The 21,588-nt window shown below is 70.7% G+C and carries 16 protein-coding genes; 5 read left to right on the top strand and 11 right to left on the bottom strand.

The window, feature by feature from the left end:
• Positions 1-90: 90 nt before the first annotated feature.
• The gene (locus ACFYRX_RS35680; RefSeq protein ID WP_389109116.1) at positions 91-855 is read left to right on the top strand and encodes a class I SAM-dependent methyltransferase; all 765 of its coding nucleotides are present in this window, start codon (positions 91-93) and stop codon (positions 853-855) included.
• A gap of 76 nt (positions 856-931) precedes the next feature.
• Here the strand turns inward: ACFYRX_RS35680 and ACFYRX_RS35675 are convergent, their stop codons facing one another.
• The gene (locus ACFYRX_RS35675) at positions 932-1,645 is read right to left on the bottom strand and encodes an SDR family oxidoreductase (RefSeq protein WP_389109114.1); all 714 of its coding nucleotides are present in this window, start codon (positions 1,643-1,645) and stop codon (positions 932-934) included.
• 71 nt (positions 1,646-1,716) lie between these two features.
• Here ACFYRX_RS35675 and ACFYRX_RS35670 point away from each other — a divergent pair, with 71 nt between their 5' ends.
• Positions 1,717-2,556 carry a helix-turn-helix transcriptional regulator gene (locus ACFYRX_RS35670; protein WP_389109111.1) on the top strand — a complete coding sequence of 280 codons (840 nt, stop codon included), beginning with the start codon at positions 1,717-1,719 and terminating at the stop codon, positions 2,554-2,556.
• Between the two features lie 122 nt (positions 2,557-2,678).
• On the opposite strand, the gene ACFYRX_RS35665 is transcribed toward ACFYRX_RS35670, so the two are convergent.
• Entirely contained in the window at positions 2,679-3,245 is a 567-nt protein-coding gene (locus ACFYRX_RS35665) for a TetR/AcrR family transcriptional regulator (RefSeq protein ID WP_389109108.1), read from the bottom strand.
• A 147-nt stretch (positions 3,246-3,392) separates the two neighbouring features.
• Here ACFYRX_RS35665 and ACFYRX_RS35660 point away from each other — a divergent pair, with 147 nt between their 5' ends.
• The gene (locus tag ACFYRX_RS35660) at positions 3,393-4,829 is read left to right on the top strand and encodes an MFS transporter (RefSeq protein ID WP_389109105.1); all 1,437 of its coding nucleotides are present in this window, start codon (positions 3,393-3,395) and stop codon (positions 4,827-4,829) included.
• A 41-nt stretch (positions 4,830-4,870) separates the two neighbouring features.
• On the opposite strand, the gene ACFYRX_RS35655 is transcribed toward ACFYRX_RS35660, so the two are convergent.
• The 5 genes from ACFYRX_RS35655 to ACFYRX_RS35635 form a co-directional block, all read right to left on the bottom strand.
• Positions 4,871-5,887 carry a 1-aminocyclopropane-1-carboxylate deaminase gene (locus ACFYRX_RS35655; protein WP_389109102.1) on the bottom strand — a complete coding sequence of 339 codons (1,017 nt, stop codon included), beginning with the start codon at positions 5,885-5,887 and terminating at the stop codon, positions 4,871-4,873.
• A gap of 27 nt (positions 5,888-5,914) precedes the next feature.
• Positions 5,915-6,562 (bottom strand): GntR family transcriptional regulator, encoded by a 648-nt coding sequence (locus tag ACFYRX_RS35650; RefSeq protein ID WP_389109099.1) that lies wholly within the window; start codon positions 6,560-6,562, stop codon positions 5,915-5,917.
• A gap of 84 nt (positions 6,563-6,646) precedes the next feature.
• Positions 6,647-8,227, bottom strand: a complete 1,581-nt coding sequence (locus tag ACFYRX_RS35645) for a TROVE domain-containing protein (protein ID WP_389109096.1) — start codon at positions 8,225-8,227, stop codon at positions 6,647-6,649.
• A gap of 334 nt (positions 8,228-8,561) precedes the next feature.
• Positions 8,562-10,010 (bottom strand): alkaline phosphatase PhoX, encoded by a 1,449-nt coding sequence (locus ACFYRX_RS35640; RefSeq protein WP_389109094.1) that lies wholly within the window; start codon positions 10,008-10,010, stop codon positions 8,562-8,564.
• Between the two features lie 233 nt (positions 10,011-10,243).
• Positions 10,244-11,668, bottom strand: coding sequence for a hypothetical protein (locus tag ACFYRX_RS35635; protein ID WP_389109092.1), 1,425 nt, complete (start codon positions 11,666-11,668; stop codon positions 10,244-10,246).
• A 341-nt stretch (positions 11,669-12,009) separates the two neighbouring features.
• On the opposite strand from ACFYRX_RS35635, the gene ACFYRX_RS35630 reads away from it, so the two are divergent.
• Positions 12,010-13,833 carry an endonuclease/exonuclease/phosphatase family protein gene (locus ACFYRX_RS35630; protein WP_389109089.1) on the top strand — a complete coding sequence of 608 codons (1,824 nt, stop codon included), beginning with the start codon at positions 12,010-12,012 and terminating at the stop codon, positions 13,831-13,833.
• Between the two features lie 11 nt (positions 13,834-13,844).
• Here ACFYRX_RS35630 and ACFYRX_RS35625 read toward each other — a convergent pair whose 3' ends face one another.
• The 4 genes from ACFYRX_RS35625 to ACFYRX_RS35610 form a co-directional block, all read right to left on the bottom strand.
• Positions 13,845-14,579 (bottom strand): SRPBCC domain-containing protein, encoded by a 735-nt coding sequence (locus ACFYRX_RS35625; protein WP_389109086.1) that lies wholly within the window; start codon positions 14,577-14,579, stop codon positions 13,845-13,847.
• 4 nt (positions 14,580-14,583) lie between these two features.
• The gene (locus tag ACFYRX_RS35620; protein ID WP_389109083.1) at positions 14,584-15,198 is read right to left on the bottom strand and encodes an ArsR/SmtB family transcription factor; all 615 of its coding nucleotides are present in this window, start codon (positions 15,196-15,198) and stop codon (positions 14,584-14,586) included.
• Positions 15,199-15,270: 72 nt separating this feature from the next.
• On the bottom strand, positions 15,271-16,062 hold the full coding sequence (locus ACFYRX_RS35615) for a hypothetical protein (protein ID WP_389109080.1): 792 nt from the start codon (positions 16,060-16,062) through the stop codon (positions 15,271-15,273).
• An 8-nt stretch (positions 16,063-16,070) separates the two neighbouring features.
• Positions 16,071-20,096: an SGNH/GDSL hydrolase family protein gene (locus ACFYRX_RS35610; RefSeq protein WP_389109077.1), complete on the bottom strand. Its 4,026-nt coding sequence runs from the start codon at positions 20,094-20,096 to the stop codon at positions 16,071-16,073.
• Positions 20,097-20,431: 335 nt separating this feature from the next.
• On the opposite strand from ACFYRX_RS35610, the gene ACFYRX_RS35605 reads away from it, so the two are divergent.
• Positions 20,432-21,433: a YihY/virulence factor BrkB family protein gene (locus ACFYRX_RS35605; RefSeq protein ID WP_389109075.1), complete on the top strand. Its 1,002-nt coding sequence runs from the start codon at positions 20,432-20,434 to the stop codon at positions 21,431-21,433.
• Positions 21,434-21,588 lie beyond the last annotated feature (155 nt).

Genomic DNA, 21,588 nt, shown 5'->3' with positions numbered 1-21,588 from the left:
GCCGCCGTGCGGATGCCGCGTCCGCACCGGTGTTCCGGCAGCGAGGTAATTCCGTTGCCGGAACACCGGTGTCTTCGATCGAATGCCTGCATGACTCATGACGGCCCTGCGGACCATCTGGAGAAGAACCGACGCTTCTGGGACGACGAGGCGGCCGCATGGCACGGGCCGCTCGCCCGTGAGCACTGGGCCAGGGCGGAACCGTCCTGGGGGCTGTGGGCCACCCCCGAATCGCAGGTCGGCGTACTTCCCGACGGCGTCGAAGGGATGCGTGCCATCGAGCTCGGCTGCGGGACCGCCTACGTCTCCGCCTGGCTCGCCGGAGCAGGCGCCCACCCGGTCGGGATCGACCTGTCGGAGAAGCAGCTCGCCACCGCCCGCGCGATGCAGGCGGAGTTCGGCATCGACTTCCCCCTCGTCCTGGGCAATGCCGAGAAGGTGCCCTACAGGGACAACAGCTTCGATCTGGCGATCAGCGAGTACGGCGCCTCGTTGTGGTGCGACCCGTACCGGTGGATCCCGGAGGCGGCCCGGCTTCTCGTTCCCGGCGGCCGGCTGGTCTTCATGCGCTACTCACCCCTGTTCGCCATGTGCGCCTCGCCCGAGGGCCCGGCATCCACGACCCTGTCCCGCGGGCAGTTCGGCCTGACGCGGCTGCACCGGGAGAACAACGTCCAGTTCGTCCTGCCGCACGGCGAGATGCTCCGTCTGCTTCGGTCCTGCGGCTTCGTCGTCGAAGACCTGATGGAGATCCAGGCGCCCCGGTCCGCGCACCAGGACTACGCGGAGGTTTCCGTCGACTGGGCCCGGCAGTGGCCCTGCGAGGAGATCTGGAAGGCTCGGCTGGCAGGCTGACCACCACGCCGTCGTTCCCCGGATCCGGAGAATCACGGCTGCCGAGCCTTCCCGGCGAGCGCTGACGGATCTCGGATCACCAGGGCACGGGCGTTCCGTCCCAGGAGAAGAAGCCGCCGGTGGGGCCGTCGTCCGGCAGGAGGGCCAGCCGGAGGGCTCCCCGGGCGGCCTCGGCCGGGTCGCCGCCCGCGGCGGCCCGGGAGTTGAGGTCGGTGGCCCGCAGGCCGGGGGCGAGCGCGTTCACCTTGAAGCCCTCCTCGGCGAGCGACTGGGCGTACAGGAGGGTGAGGGCGTTGACAGCCGCCTTGGACGACCGGTAGGCGGCGGCGCCACCGCTCCCGGGGGTGAACTGGGGGTTGGCGGTGGTGCTCCAGGTCAGCGACGCGGTGCCGCTGGAGACGTTGACGATGCGCGGGTGCGGGGACCGGCGCAGCGCGGGCAGGAAGGCATTGGTCACGGCCACCACCCCGAACACGTTGGTCTCGTACGTGCGCCGGAACTCCTCGACCCCGGTGTCCCCCGGCAGGGCGAGTGAGGGTGAGATCCCGGCGTTGTTGACCAGCACGTCCAGGCGGTCCACCCGAGCCGCTGCCTTCACGATGCCGTCGGGGTCTTCCACATCGAGGACCAGCAGGCGGGCGCCCGCACCGATCTCCTCGACGGCCCGCTGTCCGCGCCCGGGGTCACGGGCGCCCACGTACACGGTGAGGCCCTCCGCAACGAGCAGCCGGGCGATGTGCTTGCCGATGCCCTTGTTGGCACCGGTCACAAGAGCTGTGCGATCGTTCATGGCAACCACGGTTCCCTGGCCATGGACGCCCTGCCAGGGACAGCCTGTACCAGGCAGCGGGAGGAGGCGGCATGGCGCGGCAGGAACTGGCCCGCTTCCTGCGGGACCGCCGGGCAGGCCTGCGCCCGCACGAGATCGGCCTCCCGGTGACGGGCACCACTCGCCGTACACCGGGCCTGCGCCGCGAGGAGATGGCGGAACTCGCCCATATGTCGGTCGACTACTACACGCGTCTCGAGCAGGCCCGGGGACCGCGGCCGTCGGCCGGGATCCTGGACGCGCTGGCCCGGGCGCTGCGGCTCACGCCGGCCGAGCGCAGCCACCTGTTCCGCCTGGCGGGATCGAGCGCGCCGCCCGGCATCAGCGCCGTGCGGCGGGTTCGCCCGCACGTGACCCGGATGCTGGAGCGACTGCCGGAGACCGGTGCCCTGGTCACCGATGCGGCGTACGGCGTCGTCGCCTGGAACCCCCTGGCCCAGGCACTGTTCGGGGGCGACCTCGCGGGCGGGACGACCAACCTGGCCCGGCGCCGCTTCCTGGGCCGGGGACGGAGGTACGAGAGCTCCGGCGCCGAGGAGTTCGGGCACATCGTCGTGGCGCGGCTGCGCCGGGCCGCCGACCGCTACCCGTACGACCCTCAGCTCGCCGTCCTGCTGGCCGAACTGCACGCCGGCAGCGAGGAGTTCCGGCAGATCTGGCAGACGCGTCCGGTCCATGCTCCCGGACACCGCACCAAGACGCTCGACCACCCGGAGTCCGGCGCGCTGCGGGTGAACTGCGACGTCCTGCTCGTGCCCGAGGACGATCAGGAAGTCGTCCTCATCACGGCCGACCCCGGATCACCTGCCGCGCGGGCCCTGCGCGAGTTGGCCGGGCAAGCGGCCCGCGGCCCGCTACCGGACCCGCGGTGACGGGCGGTTCGTCCGCCGCGGCCGGATGAGGGCCGGACACCCGGTTCCCCGCGCCCGTGCAGGTCCCCACCGCCCGGTCCGTCCCACCCGGTTGCGGGCGGTGGCGCCGGGCGCCGATACGGCTACGCCCTCAGGCCCTCCGTGAGCAGTGACAGGTACCGTCGGATGGACTCGCCTCCGCCGTCCGCCAGTTCGGCCGCCCCGGCGACCCCGTGCGCCAGCCGGAGCAACTCGACCGGCTCGACGTCCGCCCGCAGCGTCCCCTCCGCCCTCGCGCCCTCCACGAGCCGCGTGGCCGCCCCCCGCACATGCGTCCCGCAGACCGTGAGGACCGCGTTGGTCCCGTCCGCGACCGCGGACCCCAGCAGCGCCTTCATCCCCCGCACCTGGATCGTCCCGACGCACAGCTCGTAGAGCCATTCCGCCAGCGCCTCCCCCGGGGGCAGCTCCTGAGCGAGCTCGTCGGCACGGCGTGCGAGCCCCTCGATGCGGTCCACGTACGCCGCCTCCAGCAGCGCCTGTCGCGTGGGGAAATGCCGGTACAGCGTCCCGGACCCCACCCCGGCCCGCTTGGCGATGTCGTCCAGCGACGCACCCTCCCCATGCTCGGCGAAGGCCTCCGCCGCCACCTTGAGCAACCGCTCGTAGTTGCGCCGAGCGTCCGCGCGCATGGGCCTGACCTGCGTCATCCAGATACTCCTTGCGAACCGGGGGCTCTCTCCGTATGTTATCCAACACTAAACGGAGACAGTCCCCGCTTAGCCCGACGGCAGCGGTGACGGGTCGATCCGTCCTGCCCGCGCGCCTCTCAGGGGACGCAAGAACGGGAGAACCCCATGTCCACCCCGTCAACGGCCACCGCCTCGCCCTCCGCCCCACCGGCCGGTTCCGCCCGGCTCGGCACCACTCTCCTCGTCATCGTCACCTCCTACCTGATGGTCGGCGTCGACTCCACGGTCGTCAACGTGGCGCTTCCCGACATCCAGAAGGATCTCCACTTCAACCCCACCGGTCTGTCCTGGGTACTCAACGCCTACACCCTCGCCTTCGGTGGCCTGCTGCTGCTCGGCGGCCGCTTCGGAGACATCGTCGGCCGCCGCCGTACGCTCATGACCGGCGCGCTCCTGTTCGCCGGCTCCTCCCTGCTCGGCGGGCTGGCCACCGACAGCGCCTGGCTGCTCGCCGCCCGCGCCCTCCAGGGCGTCGGCGCCGCCCTCATCGCCCCGAGCACCCTCGCCCTGATCACCACCAACTTCCCCGACGGCCCGCGCCGCCACCACGCCCTGAGCGTCTACTCGGCCATGGCCGGCATCGGCGCCTCCCTCGGCCTGGTCCTCGGCGGCATGCTCACCGACTGGGCGTCCTGGCGCTGGGCCCTGCTCATCAACGTGCCGATCGGCATCGCGGTGACCGTGGCCCTTCCCCGCTTCACCGCCGAGACCCCGCGCCACGCGGGCCGGTTCGACCTGGCGGGCGCACTCACCGGCACCGCCGGGACGACCTCGCTGGTGTACGCGTTCATCCGGGTGTCGCGGGAGGGCTGGAGCGACACCCAGGCGCTGCTCGGTTTCGGTACGGCGGCCGCGCTCCTCGTCGGCTTCGCCCTGGTGGAGTCCCGAGCCGGGCAACCCATCCTCCCCCTGCGGCTGTTCGCCGACCGTGACCGGGCGGGAGCGTACGCGGGGGTCCTGCTGCTGCCCGCGGGCATGTTCGGCGCGTTCTACTTCCTCACGCTGATCAGCCAACAGGTTCTGGACTACAGCCCGTTGCGCGCGGGCTTCGCGTTCTTGCCGATGACCCTGGCGATGTTCAGCACCGTGCGCCTGGTGCCGCGCCTGCTGCAACTCCTGGGCGTCAAGCCCGTGTTGCTCACCGGCATGACCCTCGTCGCCGGTGCGGCCATCTGGCTGTGGCGTCTGGACGCGGGCGACGGCTATCTCTCCGGGCTGCTCGGCCCGCTGCTCCTGCTGGGCGTCGGGGTCGGCCTGAGCTTCATGCCGCTCAACGCGACGATCCTCGCCCGGGTCCAGCCGTCCGAGGCGGGCGCCGCCTCCGGGCTGCTCCAGACCCTCCAGTGGCTCGGCGGCACCCTCGGCCTGTCCGTCCTGGTCACGGTCTACGGCACGGCGACCCGGCACGCCTCCGGGTCACCGTCCGCGACCCTCGTCGAGGGCTCGGCGCGCGCGTTCGGTGCGGGCGCCCTGATCGCCGTGACCGCACTGCTGGTGTGCGGGACGGTGATCAGGGGCAGGCGGCCGAAGCGCCCCGCCTGAAGGCCACCGGCCCACGGCACCGGGCCTCCTCCCGGCCCGGGTCAGAACAGCGCGCTGTACCCGTTGAGCGCGGGCTGTCCGCCGAGGTGGGCGTAGAGGACCGTGGAGTCGGCGCCGATCTCCCCGCGCTCGACCAGGTCGATCATCCCCGCCATCGACTTGCCCTCGTAGACGGGGTCGGTGACCATCCCCTCGGTACGGGCGACGAGGCGCATCGCGGCGAGGGTGGTCTCGTCGGGGATGCCGTAGACGCCGGCGTGGTAGCGCTCGTCCAGCTCCACGTCGGCCTCGGTCAACTCCTTCTGTACGCCGATGAGTTGCCCGGTACCGTGGGCGATCCGCGCGATCTGCTCCCGGGTGGCGGCGGGCTTGGCGGAGGCGTCGATGCCAAGGACGCGCCGGGGGCGGCCGCCCGCCTCCTCCAGCGCCCGGAACCCGGCGATCATGCCCGCCTGGGTGGAGCCGGTCACCGAGCAGACCACGACCGTGTCGAAGAACACGCCCAACTCACGCTCCTGGTCGACGACTTCGTACGCCCACGCGGCGAAGCCGAGCCCGCCGAGCGGATGGTCGGAGGCGCCGGCGGGAATGGCGTACGGCTTTCCGCCGCCCTCCTCGACATCCCTGAGCGCCTGCTCCCAGCTCTCCTTGAACCCGATCCCGAACCCGGCCTTCACCAGTCGCACGTCGGCCCCGGCGAGCCGGCTGATCAGGATGTTGCCGACCTTGTCGTACACGGCGTCGGGCCAGTCCACCCAACTCTCCTGCACGAGCACGCACTTGAGCCCGGCCCGGGCGGCGCAGGCCGCGACCTGGCGGGTGTGGTTGGACTGGATGCCGCCGATCGAGACGAGGGTGTCGCAGCCCTTGGCGAGCGCGTCGGCGACCAGGTACTCCAGCTTGCGGGTCTTGTTGCCGCCGTACGCGATCCCGGAGTTGCAGTCCTCGCGCTTGGCCCACAGGGCGGCGCCGCCGAGGTGGGCGGTGAGGCGCTCCAGGCGGTGGACGGGGGACGGTCCGAAGAGGAGGGGGTAACGGTCGTAGGACGAAAGGGGCATGGGTCCTCCCGGATCGGTTGCTGTGGCTCAGTCGATGTCGGCGAGTTCGGCCAGACCCCGCCAGATCTCCGCGGTGACCCGGACCGCCCCGTCCACGTCACCGGCCGCGCAGGCCTCGATCAGCCGGTCGTGCAGACCTGCGGAACGGCAGTTGCCGCCCTCGCCGAAGCGCCGGCGTTCCAGCCTGCGGATGAGCGGGGTGTAGCGGGCGGCGGTGGCGGCGGCCGCGCGGTTGCCGCTGACGCGGACGAGGACGTCGTGCAGTTCGTCGTCGGCACGGATGGCCTGGTCCACCTCACCCGCGCGGACGGCCGCCGCGAACCGTTCGTTGGCCGCGCGCATCGTCTCGATGTCGGCGGCGAACAGCCGCGGCACGGCGACCCGCGTGACCAGCTCGTGCATGGCCCCGACCACGGCGGCGGCGTCCCGCACCTCGGCGGCGACGACCTGGGTCACCCGCGTGTAGCTCTGCGGCTTGCTCTCCAGCAGCCCCTCGTCGACCAGCCGGGCGAAGGCCTCCCGCACCGGCGCCCGCGACAGCCCGAGCCGCTCGGCGAGCTCGGCGTCCCGCACCACCGCCCCGGGTTCGATCTCCCCGGCCACGATGGCGTCCCGGATGGATGCGTAGGCGCGGTCGCGGAGAAGGGTGCGGGCAAGCGGTCGTATGGCGTCCATGAACTGAAATGTTAGATGTCAGCAGTCGACAGGGGCAAGGGTGTGACCCGCACCCCCGTGAAGTGCGGGTCACACGTTCGGGGCTCAGGCAGCCCAGGGCCAGTCGGCGTCCTGAGCCGCCTCGAGCAGCGGCACCATCCGGAAGGCCGCGTCCGAGAGGCCCCCGAAGGTGTGGCGGTTGCCGGTGCCGGAGGGGCCGTGGCCCGCCCGGTAACCGGCGAGGTTCCAGGTGTAGACCGGCACGTCGGCCGGGACCTGCTCGGTCGGGCCGCCGTGGCGGTTGTACGTGTACTGCTCGTCGGTGACGATCAGCACCCGGTCCTGTCCCCGGTAGTGCGCACGGACGGCGGAGGTGGTGTCGGTGCCGCCCAGGTCGCCGAAGCGGTCCAGGATCCTCAGCACCGACTCGCCCTCACCGAACGTCAGACGCCGGCTCGTCGTACCGAACTCGACGAGGTCCGCGTCCGCCGCCCGCAGCGCGAGCGCCGTACCGAAGACCGCCGCCGCGTCGGCCCGGTTGAGCTGCGAGCGGTCGGACAGCCGCGCCCACATCGAACCGGAGCGGTCGACGAGCACCAGGGTCCGGCCGGGCAGCGCGGGCACGTTGGCCAGCGAGTGGCCGAGCGCCTGCTCCAGCGGGTAGGACCAGCGCAGCGACGGAGCGTGCTGGTACGCGGCGAGGTACCGGAAGGGGAACTGCCGCGACCGTACGACCTCCGCCGGATCGCTGAGCCGGGCCGCCACCCGGGCCGCGACCTCGTCGGACACACCCGCCTCGTCGAAGTTGCGCAGGTTCCTGACCAGCGCCATCGCACCCATCGACGGAATGACCGCCTCCCAGGCCGCCTTGTCCATCGGCCCCTGCAGCCAGCCCGCCAGCGCCTCCCACGTCATCCCGGCCGCGGCCAGCCGCTCGGCCCCGCCCTCGGACGTGACCACGGCCCGCCGCTGCTCGACCGGCAGCGCCATCAGCTCGCGGTGCGCCGCGAGCACGCGGCTCGACTCGGGCGGCACGGCGGTGTCCGGGTTGTGCCGCCGGTCGAGGGCGTACCGGAACAGCTCGCCCTGCCAGGGCTTGTCCGGGTCCGGGGCCGCGTGCACGAGGTTGAGGATGTCGCCGAAGCGGTAGCCCTTGGACGCGGTGTCGTACTTCAGCAGCGACGTGCCGCTGTAGAGCCGCCGTACGGCGTCGGCGATCCCGCGCTTGACGGGCTTGGGGACGTTACGGCCGTACCGCGCCGTCCAGTACCCGAGGAACTCGCCGGGCTCGTCGGGCCGCTGGAGTACGGACGCCACGACCTGCCGGTTGGAGGGGCCGTCGATGACGCCCGCGTCCAGGCGCGCCTTCACGTACTCGGCGGCGCCCACGATCGAGGCGGTACGGAGGTTGCCCTCGCCGCGCAGCCAGCCGAGCAGGCCCGCGGTCCAGGTGGAGTCGGTGACGGCGAGCTCCCGCACCAGCGCGGCGAACCGGTCGTCGCGGTCCGCGCCGGACTCGTAGAAGGTCTGCTGGGAGACGAAATTGGCGACCGCGAGCAGAAAGAGCTCGGAGCGTGCGTCACGCTCATGGCCTCGGCCGCCCTGGAATGTCCGCAGGATGCGTCCCGTCGAAGTGACCCGCGAAGTGGGACGGGCCCGCGCGGCCTTCTTGTTGAATCGTGCCATGGTGAATTCCCCCGAATTCCTGGAAGTTCGGAGGAGGCACAGCAAAAGGTGGGTGCCCGAGATCAGGAGTCGGCGACGGACTTATTCTGGTGCTCTACCCAATTGAGCTACACCGACCGAAGTCGATGACGGGAGTCGAACCCGCAACCGCCGGATCCCATGAAGTAACCGTTGCCTGCGCACCGGGCACCCACCATGAGCTGCGCCTCCCGAGATCAAGTCGGCGGCGGCGTTTGATTCTTTGAGAGAGAAGTAGCCGCTGCCTTCGCACCGGGAGGTGCGCTGTCTTGATCTCACTGTAGGAGGCACAACTCGGGGGTGGCGAGCGAATTAACTAGCCGCGCTTCTGCCGCTTCCACGGCCCCGTGATCGCCAGCATGATTCCCGGCGTCTGGATGTTGGCGTACAGCGTCCTTCCGTCGGGCGAGAAGGTGACGCCGGTGAACTCGCTGTACTCGGGGTCCTCTTCGGTGCCGATGTTGAGCTCGTTGCGGGCGATCGGGTAGGTGCGGCCGCTCTCCGTGGCGCCGAACAGGTGCTGGACGCCCTCGCCGTCCTCGGCGATGACGAGGCCGCCGTAGGGGGAGACGGTGATGTTGTCGGGGCCGTCGAAGGCGCCGTCGACGGAGGGGTCGGGGTTGACGCCGAGGAGGACCTTCAGGGTGAGGGTGCGGCGCTTGGGGTCGTAGAACCAGACCGCTCCGTCGTGCTGGACGGGGCTCTCGGTGCGGGCGAACGAGGAGACGATGTAGGTGCCGCCGTCGCCCCACCACATGCCTTCGAGCTTGCGGGCGCGGGTGACCTGGCCGGTGGCGAACTGCTTGCGGACCGAGGTCGTCCTCGCGTCGCGGTCGGGGACGTCGATCCAGTCGACGCCGTACACCGTCCCGATCCTGGTGGCGCGGGAGAGGTCGTCGACGAACTTGCCGCCGGAGTCGAAGCACTTGAAGGCCTGGAGGGTGCCCGCGTTCTCGGCGAGGGTGCGCAGCTTGCCGTGGCCGTGACAGAAGCCCTCGGGCGGGGTCCAGCGGTACAGCAGGCCGTTGGGGTTGGACGCGTCCTCGGTGAGGTAGAGGTGGCCGCGCTTCGGGTCGACGACGACGGCCTCGTGTGCGTAACGGCCCAGCGCCTTGATGGGCGCCGGGTTCTTGTTGGCGCGGCGGTCGGAGGGGTCGACCTCGAAGACGTAGCCGTGGTCCTTGGTGAAGCCGTTGGTGCCGGCCTTGTCCTCGGTCTCCTCGCAGGTGAGCCAGGTGCCCCAAGGGGTGTTGCCGCCCGCGCAGTTGGTGGCGGTGCCGGCGATGCCGACCCACTCGGCGACCTTGCCGCCGGGGCGTACCTCGACGACCGTGCAGCCACCGGCCGCGGCGGGGTCGTAGACCAGGCCGTCGATGAGCGGCACCGGGTGCGGCCAGTTGGCGCGGGGTCCGGCGAGCTCGTGGTTGTTGACGAGGAGGGTGGTGCCGCGAGGACCGTCGAAGGTGGAGGTTCCGTCGTGGTTGGACGGGGTGAACTCGCCCGACTCCAGCTTGGTCTTCCCGCTGTAGGTGATGACCTTGTACTTGAAGCCGGCGGGCAGGGCGAGAATGCCGTCCGGGTCGGAGACGAGCGGGCCGTAGCCGACCCCGCCGTGGGCGCCCGCGGTCTGCGCCCCCTCGCTCTCGACGTCGGTGGCGGCGAGCGCGTTCGGCGCGGTGGCGAGGGCGCCGACACTGCCCGCCAGCGCGACACCGGCACCGGTGATCGCGGATTTCGCGGCAAAGTCCCTGCGGGTGAGCGACATGGTGGGTCTCCTGAGACGGTCGGTATGCCGTGGAGGGTGGCGGACCTCGAATCGGCGCAACCGTCTCGCCCACGTCTGAACAGGAGTTGAACGGCGAGAGGATTCAGTGGAGCAGCTTGAATGAATCAACACGAGGTGATGAGAACCTCTTTAGGAGAGCGGGGTTGAACCGATAGGCGGCCCCGCCGTGTGGGCGGGACCGGCCGCAGTGGTCCCGCGCCCATGGCCCAGGCTCAACCCCCTTGCTGCGACCGCGCCTTGAACGCCGCCTTGCGCGCTTCCTTCGCGACCTTCTTGTCCGGGTGCAAGCGCCCCATCGCCTCCAGCACATCCGCGGTGGCCGGGTGGTCCACCTTCCAGGCCGCCGCGAAGAACCCGCCGTGCTGCTGGGCCAGCCCCTCCACCAGCGCCCGGAGCTCGTCGGAGTTGCCTTCGGCCGCCAGCTGCGCGGCGATCGTGTCGACGGTCAGCCAGAAGACGAGGTCCTCGGAGGGCGCGGGCACGTCCCCGAAGCCGCGTTCGGCCAGCCAGACGCGGGCCAGTCCGCCCAGCTCGGCGTCGTCCAGGACCTCCCGGAGCGCGGGCTCCGCGGCCACGCCCACCAGTGACAGCGCCTGCTGGCACAGCAGCCGGCGCAGCGGTGCGCCCGCGTCGGCCCCTCGGGCGGCGGCCAGCAACTCCCGTGCCGCGGCCAGGGGTTCACGCCGGTCCAGCCACTGCTCGGTCTCGGCCTGCGCGGCGGCCGGCGGAAACGCCGAGGTGCCGTCCAGCAGTGCGTCCGCTCCCTTGTCGGCCAGGTCGCCGACGGCGGGGGCGGTGATCCCGGCCTCCAGCAGGCGCGAACGCAGCCCGTACAGGCCGAGCGGGGTCAGCCGCACCATGCCGTACCGGGAGACGTCGGTGTCGTCGACCGGCGCGGCGGGTTCCTCGTCGGCGTCGGCCATCAGCGCCTCGTCGACGGGCTGGTACTCGACGATCCCCACCGGCTCCAGGATCCGGAACTGGTCGTCCAGCCGCATCATCGCGTCGGACACCTGCTCCAGGACGTCGTTCGTCGGCTCCCCCATGTCGCTCGGCACGATCATCGACGCGGCGAGGGCGGGCAGCGGTACGGTCCCGTCCCCCGGGCCGTCCTCGCTGACCGTGAGGAGGTAGAGGTTCCCGAGCACCCCGTCGAGGAACTCCTGCTCGGCCTGCGGGTCCCAGTCCAGGGAGGCGAAGTCGACCTCGCCGCCGTCGTCCATCGCGTCGACCAGGTCGTCGAGGTCGGGCACGCTCGCGTCGGCCAGCACCGTCTCCAGCGCGCTGAGCCACACCGCGAGCACGTCCTGCGGCGATCCGGTCAGCAGGGCCAGGTCCTCGCCCGCCGCGACCGTGCCCGCCTCCTCGTCGAGGATCTCCACGAGCCCGGTGTCGACGGCGACCCGCCAGGCCTCGCTCGCGTACGCGGCCGCGTCCTCGTCGGTCAGCCCGAGTTCCGAGGCCGCCGCGGGCAGCTGCTCCTCGACGAGCCCGCCCCCGGCGTCGACCCGCGTGTCCTCGCCGGCCCAGCGGGCGAGCCGGGCGGCCCGGGCGAGCAGCGGCGTGGACAGGGCGTCTCGCGCCAGCTCCGCTTCGGGGTGCAGCCGCACCGGCGGCAGGGGGGAGCTGTCTGACATCGGCTGGTTCTCCTAGGGCGCCTCTGAAGGCCGTACCACCGGAGTACGGCCGAAGAACGACGGCGGGCCGTACGGCCATCCGGACGCCGTACGACTCAGTCGCTCAGCCTAGACGGATATCCACCCATGCCGCCCGGTTCATCTCCCGGACCGCTTCTGTACATGGCTGAAACCTTGACAACTGGCCTGACCAGGCACGAGATTTACGCGCGTAGAAACGGGGCGGACATCTGTTCACCGTACTTTCTACGCGCGTGGTCACCGCCCCACCGGTCGCCGCTCCCACCGTTCAACCGCCACCCTCGTCCCGGCGCCCAACGCACGTCCCCGGAGGGATTCCGTTGCCCAGCAAGAAGTCCGCGCGTCTCGCCGCGCTCACCGTCGCCGCCCTGTCCGCGGCCTCCACCGTCGTCCTGATCTCGCCCGCCCACGCGGTCGGCGTGAGCATCCATGACATCCAGGGCGCGACCCGGATATCCCCGTACGCCGGTCAGAAGGTCACGGACGTGGCCGGAATCGTCACCGGTGTGCGCACCTACGGCTCCTCCAGAGGCTTCTGGATCCAGGACCCGAACCCCGATGCCGACCCGGCCACCAGTGAGGGCGTGTTCGTCTTCACCAGCTCCGTGCCGAAGGTCGCCGTCGGCGACGCCGTCACGGTCACCGGTACGGTCTCGGAGTACGTCCCGGGCGGTGTGTCGACCGGCAACCAGTCGCTGACCGAGATCACCAAGCCGACCGTCACCGTCGTCTCCAGCGGCAACGCGGTCCCGGCCGCCACGGTGGTCGACGCGAAGTCGGTGCCCGCCGCGTACGCCCCGGCGGGCGACCCGGCCGCGGCCAACTCGATCAACGGCCTGACGCTGCAGCCGAAGAAGTACGCCCTGGACTACTACGAGTCCCTCGAGGGCATGAACGTCAAGGTCGCCGACACCCGTGTGGTCGGCGCGAGCGACCCGTACACCGAGCTGTGGGTGACGGTGAAGCCGCGCGAGAACACCACCGCGCGGGGCGGCACGCTCTACGGCTCCTACACCTCGCAGAACACCGGCCGGCTGCAGATCCAGTCGCTGGGCTCGACCTCCGCGTTCCCCGTCGCGAACGTCGGTGACGTCCTCACCGGCACCACCGCGGGCCCGCTGGACTACAACCAGTTCGGCGGCTACACCCTGGTCGCCAACGAGATCGGGACGCTGAAGAGCGCCGGTCTGCAGCGTGAGTCGACCCAGAAGCAGAAGAAGGGCGAGCTCGCGGTCGCGACGTACAACGTCGAGAACCTCGACCCGACCGACGCCACCTTCGAGGAGCACGCCTCCGCGATCGTGAACAACCTGAAGTCGCCCGACATCGTGTCCCTGGAGGAGATCCAGGACAACAACGGCGCCAAGGACGACGGCACGGTCGCCGCCGACGTGACGGTGAACAAGCTGATCGACGCGATCGTTGCGGCGGGCGGCCCGAAGTACGACTGGCGCTCGATCGACCCGGTCAACGACCAGGACGGCGGCGAGCCGGGCGGCAACATCCGCCAGGTGTTCCTGTTCAACCCGGAGCGGGTGTCCTTCGTGGACCGCGCGGGCGGCGACTCGACGACCGCCGTCGGCGTCACCAAGGTGCACGGCAAGGCGCAGCTGACGGCCTCCCCCGGCCGGATCGACCCCGCGAACGACGCCTGGAAGTCCAGCCGCAAGCCGCTGGCCGGCGAGTTCGTCTTCCGCGGCCGCACGGTCTTCCTGATCGCCAACCACCTGAACTCCAAGGGTGGCGACCAGAGTCTGACCTCGGCGACCCAGCCGGTGCCGCGCAGCTCGGAGATCCAGCGCCACGCGCAGGCGACGCTGGTCAACGCGTTCGTCAAGAGCATCCTCGACGTCCAGAAGAACGCGGACGTCATCGCTCTCGGCGACATCAACGACTTCGAGTTCTCCGACACCGCGAAGATCCTGGAGGGCGACGGCGAACTCTGGTCGGCGATCCAGTCGCTGCCCAAGAGCGAGCGTTACACCTACGACTACCAGGGCAACCAGCAGGTCCTGGACCAGATCCTGGTGAGCCCGTCGATCCGGCGCGGCTGCGACTTCGAGTACGACAGCGTGCACATCAACTCGGAGTTCAACGACCAGATCAGCGACCACGACCCGCAGGTGCTGCGCTTCCAGCCGTAACTCCGGTCAGGTCAGGGCTGGTTGAACACCCCGTTCAGCCAGCCCTGCCATTCGCCCTCGCACTCCTTGATGTCGGAGTCGGGGGCGAAGTCGTGCAGGGAGATGCCGACCGGGTGACCCCAGTGGTTGCGCCCGAAGATCCGGGTGAGGCCCCGGTCGGTGCGCAGGCCGATGAAGTACGGGTTACGGAAGTCGACCACGGCGTCGAAGGTGTCCGGCCCGTGGACGGTCAGCCGGGTACCGGCGGCCACGTCCTCCCCGACACCGAGCGCCTGCCCTACGACGGTGAGGGCGTCCGGCGCCTTGGACGCCTCGGGTCCGTCGAAGGTGGCGAAGGCGGCCGGGCGGGGTGCGAAGTGCGTCAGGTACTCGCGCAGGGTGTGGAGATAGAAGTCGGTGTGCTTGGCGGCGCCGTCGTACTGGTTGTCCCAGTCGTCGACGAAGATGCCGCTGTGCACGTACCGCACCCAGGCCCGGCGGCCCTCGTCGCGGGGTTCGACGGTGTAGTCGAGCTGGTTGAGGCTCTGCTCGGAGATCCCGTCGACGTTCTCGACGCGGTTGGTGTAGCGGTGCGGCGGGTCCCAGGCGATGACCTTGGACCCGAAGGGGCCCGTGCCACCGACGCGGGGCTCGGGCGGCTCCATGGGCCACAGGTAACCGCCGGTTCCGGTGGTGATCGCCTCCCACACCTGCTCGGGGGTGGCGTCGACCTCGAACTCACGGGCGATCTCGAACTCTTTGGACATCGCTCTACTCCAACTCGGTCTGCTCGGTCGGTTCGGTCTGCTTCAGCGTGGGGTGGACGGCCACGACGATCCGGTGGTCCCGGCCGCCCTCGGTGTCCTGGGCGTCGTACTTGCGGATCAGGGCGGTGACTCCGGCGGTCAACTCCTGGATGAACGCGGCCCGTTCGGCGGCGGAGGCGAAACGCACCTCGCCGTCCAGCGCGTAGGTGGCCAGCCGCTGCCGCGCCTTCGTCGCACCGGTGATCAGCGAGCCGACGTCCCGCACGAGGCGGGCGCCGAGTGCGAGCAGCCAGCGCGCGGAGAGCTGGTCGCGGAAGCGGTCGGGGTCGGGCTGCACGGCGGCGAGGGCGAGCGGTGAGATGACGTACGACGCCGCGGTCGCCCGCATCAGCCGCTCGGTGACGTTCCCCTTGCGGCGCTCCCCCGAGAGCTCGACCAGGCCGTGCCGCTCCAGGGCCTTGAGGTGGTAGTTCACCTTCTGCCGGGGCAGGCCGACCATGCCGGCCAGCATGGCGGCCGACGCGGGTCCTGCCGCCAGCTCGGCCAGCAGCCTCGCCCTTATGGGGTCCAGGGAGACGGCTGCCGCCTCGGGGTCCTCGATCACGGTGACGTCCAGCATGGATCCACCGTCTCACCGAAAACTTTTTTTGTCCAGGCGGTTCGAGTTGTCGGTAGGTCGGGGTCCCCCGCCTCAGCCGGCGCAGTGCGCGACGGCGACAGCGGCGACGGTGACGGAGTCCTGGTCCTGGGAATCGGTATGCCGGACGAACCGGTAGCACTGCTCGTCCCCGGCGGCCCGCACCAGGGTCGTGACGGTGACCGTGCGACCCTGGCCGGTCACGGTGGTCACCTCATAGGTGGCAGTGCGGACCGGATCGAGCAGACGCCGGACCTGGTCGCGGGTCACGGTCGTCCGGTCGATGGCGCGCAGTGCCTCCCGGGCCGCCTGGGCGCCGTTGGTGACCGCTTCCCGCTGTGCGCAGACACGGTCCGGCCTGGTGGTCACCTTCGCCTGCCATGTGCCGCTGTCGTGCCGGAAGGCCAGGGCGTAGCAGCGGGTCACCGACTCCGGGCGGCGGGCTCCCCACAGAGCGGGCCTGACCTCGTACGACCCGGAGAACAGGCCGACCGCGGTCAGGCCGTCCAGGGCCTTGTCGTAGGTCACCTTCGGCGCCACCGTTCCCTGGCCTAGGCCGGGATCCCTCGCGGTGCGCAGGACGATGTCCTCCGCCGCCTCCCGGTCGGCGTCCGGTGCCGCGGTCAGGTCCCGGACGGTCAGCGCCGCGGCGTGGCGGGCCTTCTCCGCCAGCACCGTCCGCGCCTCCTCCCGACGGCTCTCGTTGCCGGTGTCGGCGCGGTGGAAGGCGTACACCATCCACGCGAGGACGGTACCGGCCGCCAGGATCAGGACGGTGAGTGCGACCAGGCAGCCGCCGGTCACGGCGCGGGCGGCCCGCCCCGTGACCGGCGTGGAAGTGGACATGGGTGCCACTAGCTGCCCGTGTAGCCGATGTCGGCGAGGGTCTGGTCCATCACAGCAGAGTAGGCGGTGGTGCCCCGGTCCTTGGGGTGGAACGACTCCAGGCTCGCGCAGGCGCCGCCCAGGACGACGGGGAGACACACGGGCGGATTCCCGGAGTCTCCCGCGTGGTAGTCGCCGTCCCCGTTCGGGCCCACCACGACCTTGTTGATCCACTCGTCGCTGTCACAGATGGCGTGACCGGCGAAGGCGCTGGTCGGATCGGCGAACGCCACCCGGACACCCGAGCTCTTCAGCGCGGCCACCTTGGCCTGCTGCTTGTCCCGTACCTCGTCGGCGAGGCCGTTCAGTGCGTCGAAATCGGCTGTCAGACACGGATCCTGGGCGACGATGTGCGGGTAGCCCATGAGAACGATCTGTGCGTTGGGGGCCTTCGCGGCGATCTCGTCGATGAGTCTGCCGGTCGCTTCGACGGCCGTGTCCACCCTGGCCGTGTAGTCGTCCTGGTCGCACACCCCGACGAGATAGCACTGGGTGATGGCGTCGGTGAACAGTCCGCCGTCGTTCCCGCCGATGGTCAGCATGACGAGGGTGGTGTCGGAGCTGAGGACACCGGAGTTGATCTGCGCGATCTCGTGGAACTCGCCCTGGGCCTGTCCGGCGCTCGGGTCGTCCCAGGAGGCGGGGTGCACCTCGGCGTCGCCCTGATCGATGTCCTTGCCCCGCACATGCCAGGTGGCGGCTCCGGAACAGGCGACGTCCTGCAGGTCGGCGATGGCGGAGAAGCCGTCGGACAGGTCACCGAGGGGTGTCGCCTGGAACGGCAGGAGGAGCTTGCGGGGCCACGAGTTGGTGCTGCGACGGCAGGCGTTCCACCTGTTCGTCCCGTGCGAGGTGTCGGACTCGGCGGAGTAGCTCCCGGCCCCTTCGCCGGACGTGTAGGAGTCGCCCATGGCGACGACCAGGTGCTGGGGCTTGGCCGCGAGCTTCTGGAAGGCGACCGAGGTGTAGGCCACGTCGTCCTCGGCGTTGCCGTCCTCGGTGGTGTTCGTGAGTTCCACCTGGGGAGTCCCGGTGAACTGGTAGACCCCGAGCTCGGCCCAGGTGTTGTTGCCGTAGTGGGTGTTGAGGTAGCGCTCCCGGTCACCGCCCGCCACGCCGTGGATGGTGTAGTGGGCCTGCTGGGTGTGGGCGCCGGTGTCGGGCAGGTGCACGAACACCCGGGCCCAGCTGTTCAGGTTCTGGCCGAGCGTCCAGGTCCCGTCGACGGTCATCACCGCGTTGTCGCCGCCGAGGTGGGCGGTGTTGCGGGTGTGGGCGTACCAGAAGTGGCCGCCGTATCCGCCGCCTATCTGGTACAGGTCGCCCTTGGCCTCGTACTGGCCGAGTCCGGGGCCGACCGAGCCGTCGGAGTTGAAGGTGAACTGGAAGCTGCCGGCGTCGGTTCCGGTGCTCCCGCAGGTGCTGTAGGTGTTCGTGTTGTCGGGTACGGAGTTCACGATCAGTGCGCCCGAGGGCAGCTTGTTGGCCGAGTCGCCGGCACAGACGGGGGTGCCGTGCTGGAGCCGGGTGCCGCGGCCCGGTTCGGCGACCAGGGTCTGGTACTTGATGTTCTCGAAACCGCAGGTGGTGGCGCAGTCGCTCTTCCAGGTGGCGTTGGACTCGTGCCACCAGTACTGGGTGTAGCAGTCCGCGTCCGGGCAGTCGGGCGGGTTCGCGGAGTCGCAGTTGTTCTTGGAGTTGCAGAACGTGTCGAGCGACGGTGTGGCGTGTGCCCGGTTGTACTTGGCGCTGCCCGGCACGGTGTAGAGGTCGGCCGTGCCGTTCCAGTAGGCGGGCCGGAAGCCGGCGGAGGAGAAGCCGGACTCTCCGGGCCAGTCCTGCCGGCCGGAGGTGGCGTAGGAGTAGCCGGCGTCGATGGACCAGGCGGCCCAGCCCAGCACCTTCTCCTCGTACGGCCAGTACTGCGGATGCGCGGCGTCCTTGACGGCGTCCGGGTCGATGTCGGTGTTCATGAAGGCCGAACGGGACTGCGGGTACACGGGGTTGGCGGGGTTGTTGTACCAGCCCAGGCCCCAGTTGCCGTTGGCGCCCGCGTCAGCCTTCTCGTTGAAGCCCAGGTTGTAGTTCCACAGGGCGGCGAACCAGTTCTCGGGCTTGGCCGGGTCGTCGTTGTTGACGGTGATCGTCTGCGCCGTCTCGTGGAGTTCGTTCCACTTGTCCGCGAGGATGTACAGGGAGGCGGCGACGTTCACCGAGTAGTCCAGGGCGACCGCGCGCTGGGTGGCCGCGGGCAGCGCGGTTTCGCCTGTCTTCTCGTGTCCCGCGAGCCGCATGCCGTCGGTGACCTGGCCGACTCCGTAACCGCAGTCGGAGTTCGCCCAGTCGATCTTCCAGTACGACGCCGGATTGTCGCCCTTGTGGCCGTAGAACCCGGCGTAGGAGGCGAGCGGGCTGCCCATCTGGCCCGGGATCGCGCCCGGTTCGGCCTGCCAGAGGTTCGACTCCTGGGCCATGACGCCGAGCAGCACGTTGGCCGGGATGCGGCCGCCGCCGGTCAGCGAGGGGCGGGGGAAGAGTCCCTGCGGGTCGATGGTGCCCAGTCCGGTCTGGGCGCGCCAGCCGCCCTGGGTGATCCAGTTCGAGCGCAGTTCACCGCGGACGGCCATGTCGACGGCCCACTCGACCTGGTTCGGGGTGGGCTGCAGGGCCTGGGAGCCCACGTCGTTGCGGGGCACCGAGCACCAGCGGTCGGTGTCGACCGGGTCGTGGGCCCGGGGGTCGGCGTCGGCGGCGGCGGTGGCGATGCCGGTGAGCGAGGGGGACACGGAGGTGCTTCCCCCGCCGGCCGCGATCTCCGGGACCGACTGGGTGATCTTCTCTCCGGTGGTGGTGGCGGTGGACGTCACGGTGGTCGGCTCGTCGCCGGCCACGGTGTCCGGCGCGCCCTCCACGGTGTCCTGCGGTCCCGGGGTGCTCGTCGTGAAGTTCCGGCCCGCGTCCTTGATCCGGGCCAGGCCGCGGCGGACGCCGGGGGTGAGGACGGAGTCGACGGCGAGGCGTCCCAGCGTCGAGACGTCCGTGTCCGCGGGGGCGTCGATAAGGGTGACGCCGGTGTCCTTCAGGCGAGTGGCGGACGGTTCGCCGGTGAGGAAGACCCGCCCCTGCGCCCCCTGGCGCAGGTCGAGGTCGGCGGCCTTGCCGGAGGCGATCACCGACGGCTCGCCGTGCCCGCGCCACAGCTTGGCGTGGGCGGCGGAGTCGTCCTGCCGGTCGAGAAAGGCGACCTGCCCGCTCCTGGTGGGCCGGATGTCGTACGGAACGCCGTCGCCGGCGGCGAGCGTCGCCGTCCTGCCCGCCTTGTCGATGTGGATCAGGTCGTGTCCGCGTGCGCCGATCGCGCCGTCCTTGACCGGTACCGCGCTGGTGATCTCACCCGCGGTCACCGCCGAACCGGTCGTCCTGCCCGCGGTGTCGACGGTCACCACCCGGGTCCTGGTCTGCGCCGGGTCGTTCATGTCGCGGAAGGCGGTGAACGCGGCGGTGTGCGTGACCGTGTTGCAGGAGGGGTCGAAGTAGGCGAGGGACGCGGTGAACGGCAGCTTCACCACCTGACCGGTGCCGGTGTCGACGATGGCGGCGAACGCGCCGCCCTGCATCAGGTCGGGCTTGTTGGCGAACGTGCGGGGCGCGTACACGGCGGCGATGTGACCGGCGTCCATCACACACTGGTTGCCGATCCAGGTGTCCGCCGACATCGTCGGCTCCGACAGCGAGGCCACGGTCTTCCAGGCGTACGCCTTCGCCGAGTCGGCCACCAGGATCTTCAAGCCGTCGGTGTCGGCCGCGCTCGTCACCGCCCGGTCCTTGGACGCCTTCCAGCCGGTGCCGAGCTTCTCGCCCGGATCGTCGACCCGGGCGGACGGCACGGATGCGGCGGAAGATCCGGCGGACGGCTTCGGTGCCGTACCGGCGGCGACGGCCGGCGCGGCGGCCGGCAGCAGACCGACGGCCGCCAGCGCGGCGGCGGTCAGCACGAGAGAGGGGTGTGCTCTGCGTCTCGGTCTCAACGATTCTCCAAGATCTGAAAGAGCGGTTCCCTGTTCGAGGTGCACAGGGCGGTGTCAACGGCGCAGCAGACTTGACGGGGAACGGTCATGATCGAAGCGCTTCGACGATCCCCTCGTCAACGGCGTTACACAGCGGGAGCTTTACTCCTGAAAGGCCGATTTCACCTGAGCGGGACCCGACCAAAGACGTGAAAGCACGCAAACCGCCCCCGCTTACGCGAAGCAAACATTGGGCAAATCTGCCCGCCGAGATTCAGGACCGGCAGCCGATTCGAACGGCTCGTTCGGGAGACCCGCTGCTCATGGACGAGAAGGACGACAGGGCCGAGAAGGTCGAGAAGGCCGAGAACCCAGAGCCGGAAAGCCCCTCCGAGCTGCCCAAGCGGTCATGGGGTGCCGTGGTGCGGCGCACGTTCAAGGAGCTGCTGGACGACGAACTCGCCGACCGGGCGGCGGCGTTGACGTACTACGGCGTCCTGTCGCTGTTCCCCGCCCTGCTGGTGATGGTGTCCCTGCTCGGGGTGGTGGGACAGCGCGCGACGAACAAGATCCTCGACAACATCGGGGACCTCGCGCCGGGCCCGGCCCGGGACATTTTGCGGGACGCGGTGGTCCAGCTCGGCGACAGCGGCGGCACGGGCAGCGTCCTGGCGATCCTCGGACTCATCGCCGCGCTGTGGTCCGCGTCCGGGTACGTCGCCGCGTTCATCCGTACGTCCAACGCGGTGTACGACCTGCCCGAGGGACGGCCGGTGTGGAAGCTGACGCCGCTGCGGCTGGCGTTGACCGTGACGCTGATGCTGATGCTGGCGGCGAGCGCGCTGATCGTGGTGTTCACGGGACCGCTCGCCGAACGCGCGGGCAGGGCGGTGGGGTTCGGGGACGCGGCGATCACGGCGTGGGGCATAGCCAAGTGGCCGGTGCTCCTGCTGCTGGTCGTCCTGATGATCGCCCTGCTGTACTGGGCCGCTCCCAACGTCCGCGGCCGGGGCTTCCACTGGATCTCCCCCGGCAGTGTCCTGGCCACCGTGGTCTGGCTGGCCGCGTCCGCCGGCTTCGCGCTGTACGCGGCCAACTTCGGCTCCTACAACAAGACGTACGGCACCCTCGCGGGTGCCATCGTGTTCCTCGTGTGGCTCTGGCTGACCAACCTGGCGATCCTGCTGGGCCTGGAGTTCGACGCGGAACTCGCGCGGGAGCGGGCGATCACCTCCGGCGAGCACGAGCCGGCGGAGGAGCCCTATGTGGAGCCCCGGGACACCAGGAAGTGGCCGGCGAAGCTGAGGGCGAAGCGCGGCGCGTGACAGCGCGCCGCCGGTGACACAGCCGGTGACAGCTCACAAGGGCGGGCGCGGGCCGTCACGGCCCCCGCCCCCCCACGGGCGCGCGGCGCACGTCCGGGGGTACCGCCCCCACACCACGCCCACCCCGGCCAACGCCGCGCCGCCGATCAGCACCG

It is taken from the genome of Streptomyces sp. NPDC005374 (assembly GCF_042872225.1).
Taxonomy (GTDB): Bacteria; Actinomycetota; Actinomycetes; order Streptomycetales; family Streptomycetaceae; genus Streptomyces.
Note: the sequence above shows the minus strand (reverse complement) of the source record. Positions and strands in the feature narration are given on the sequence as shown.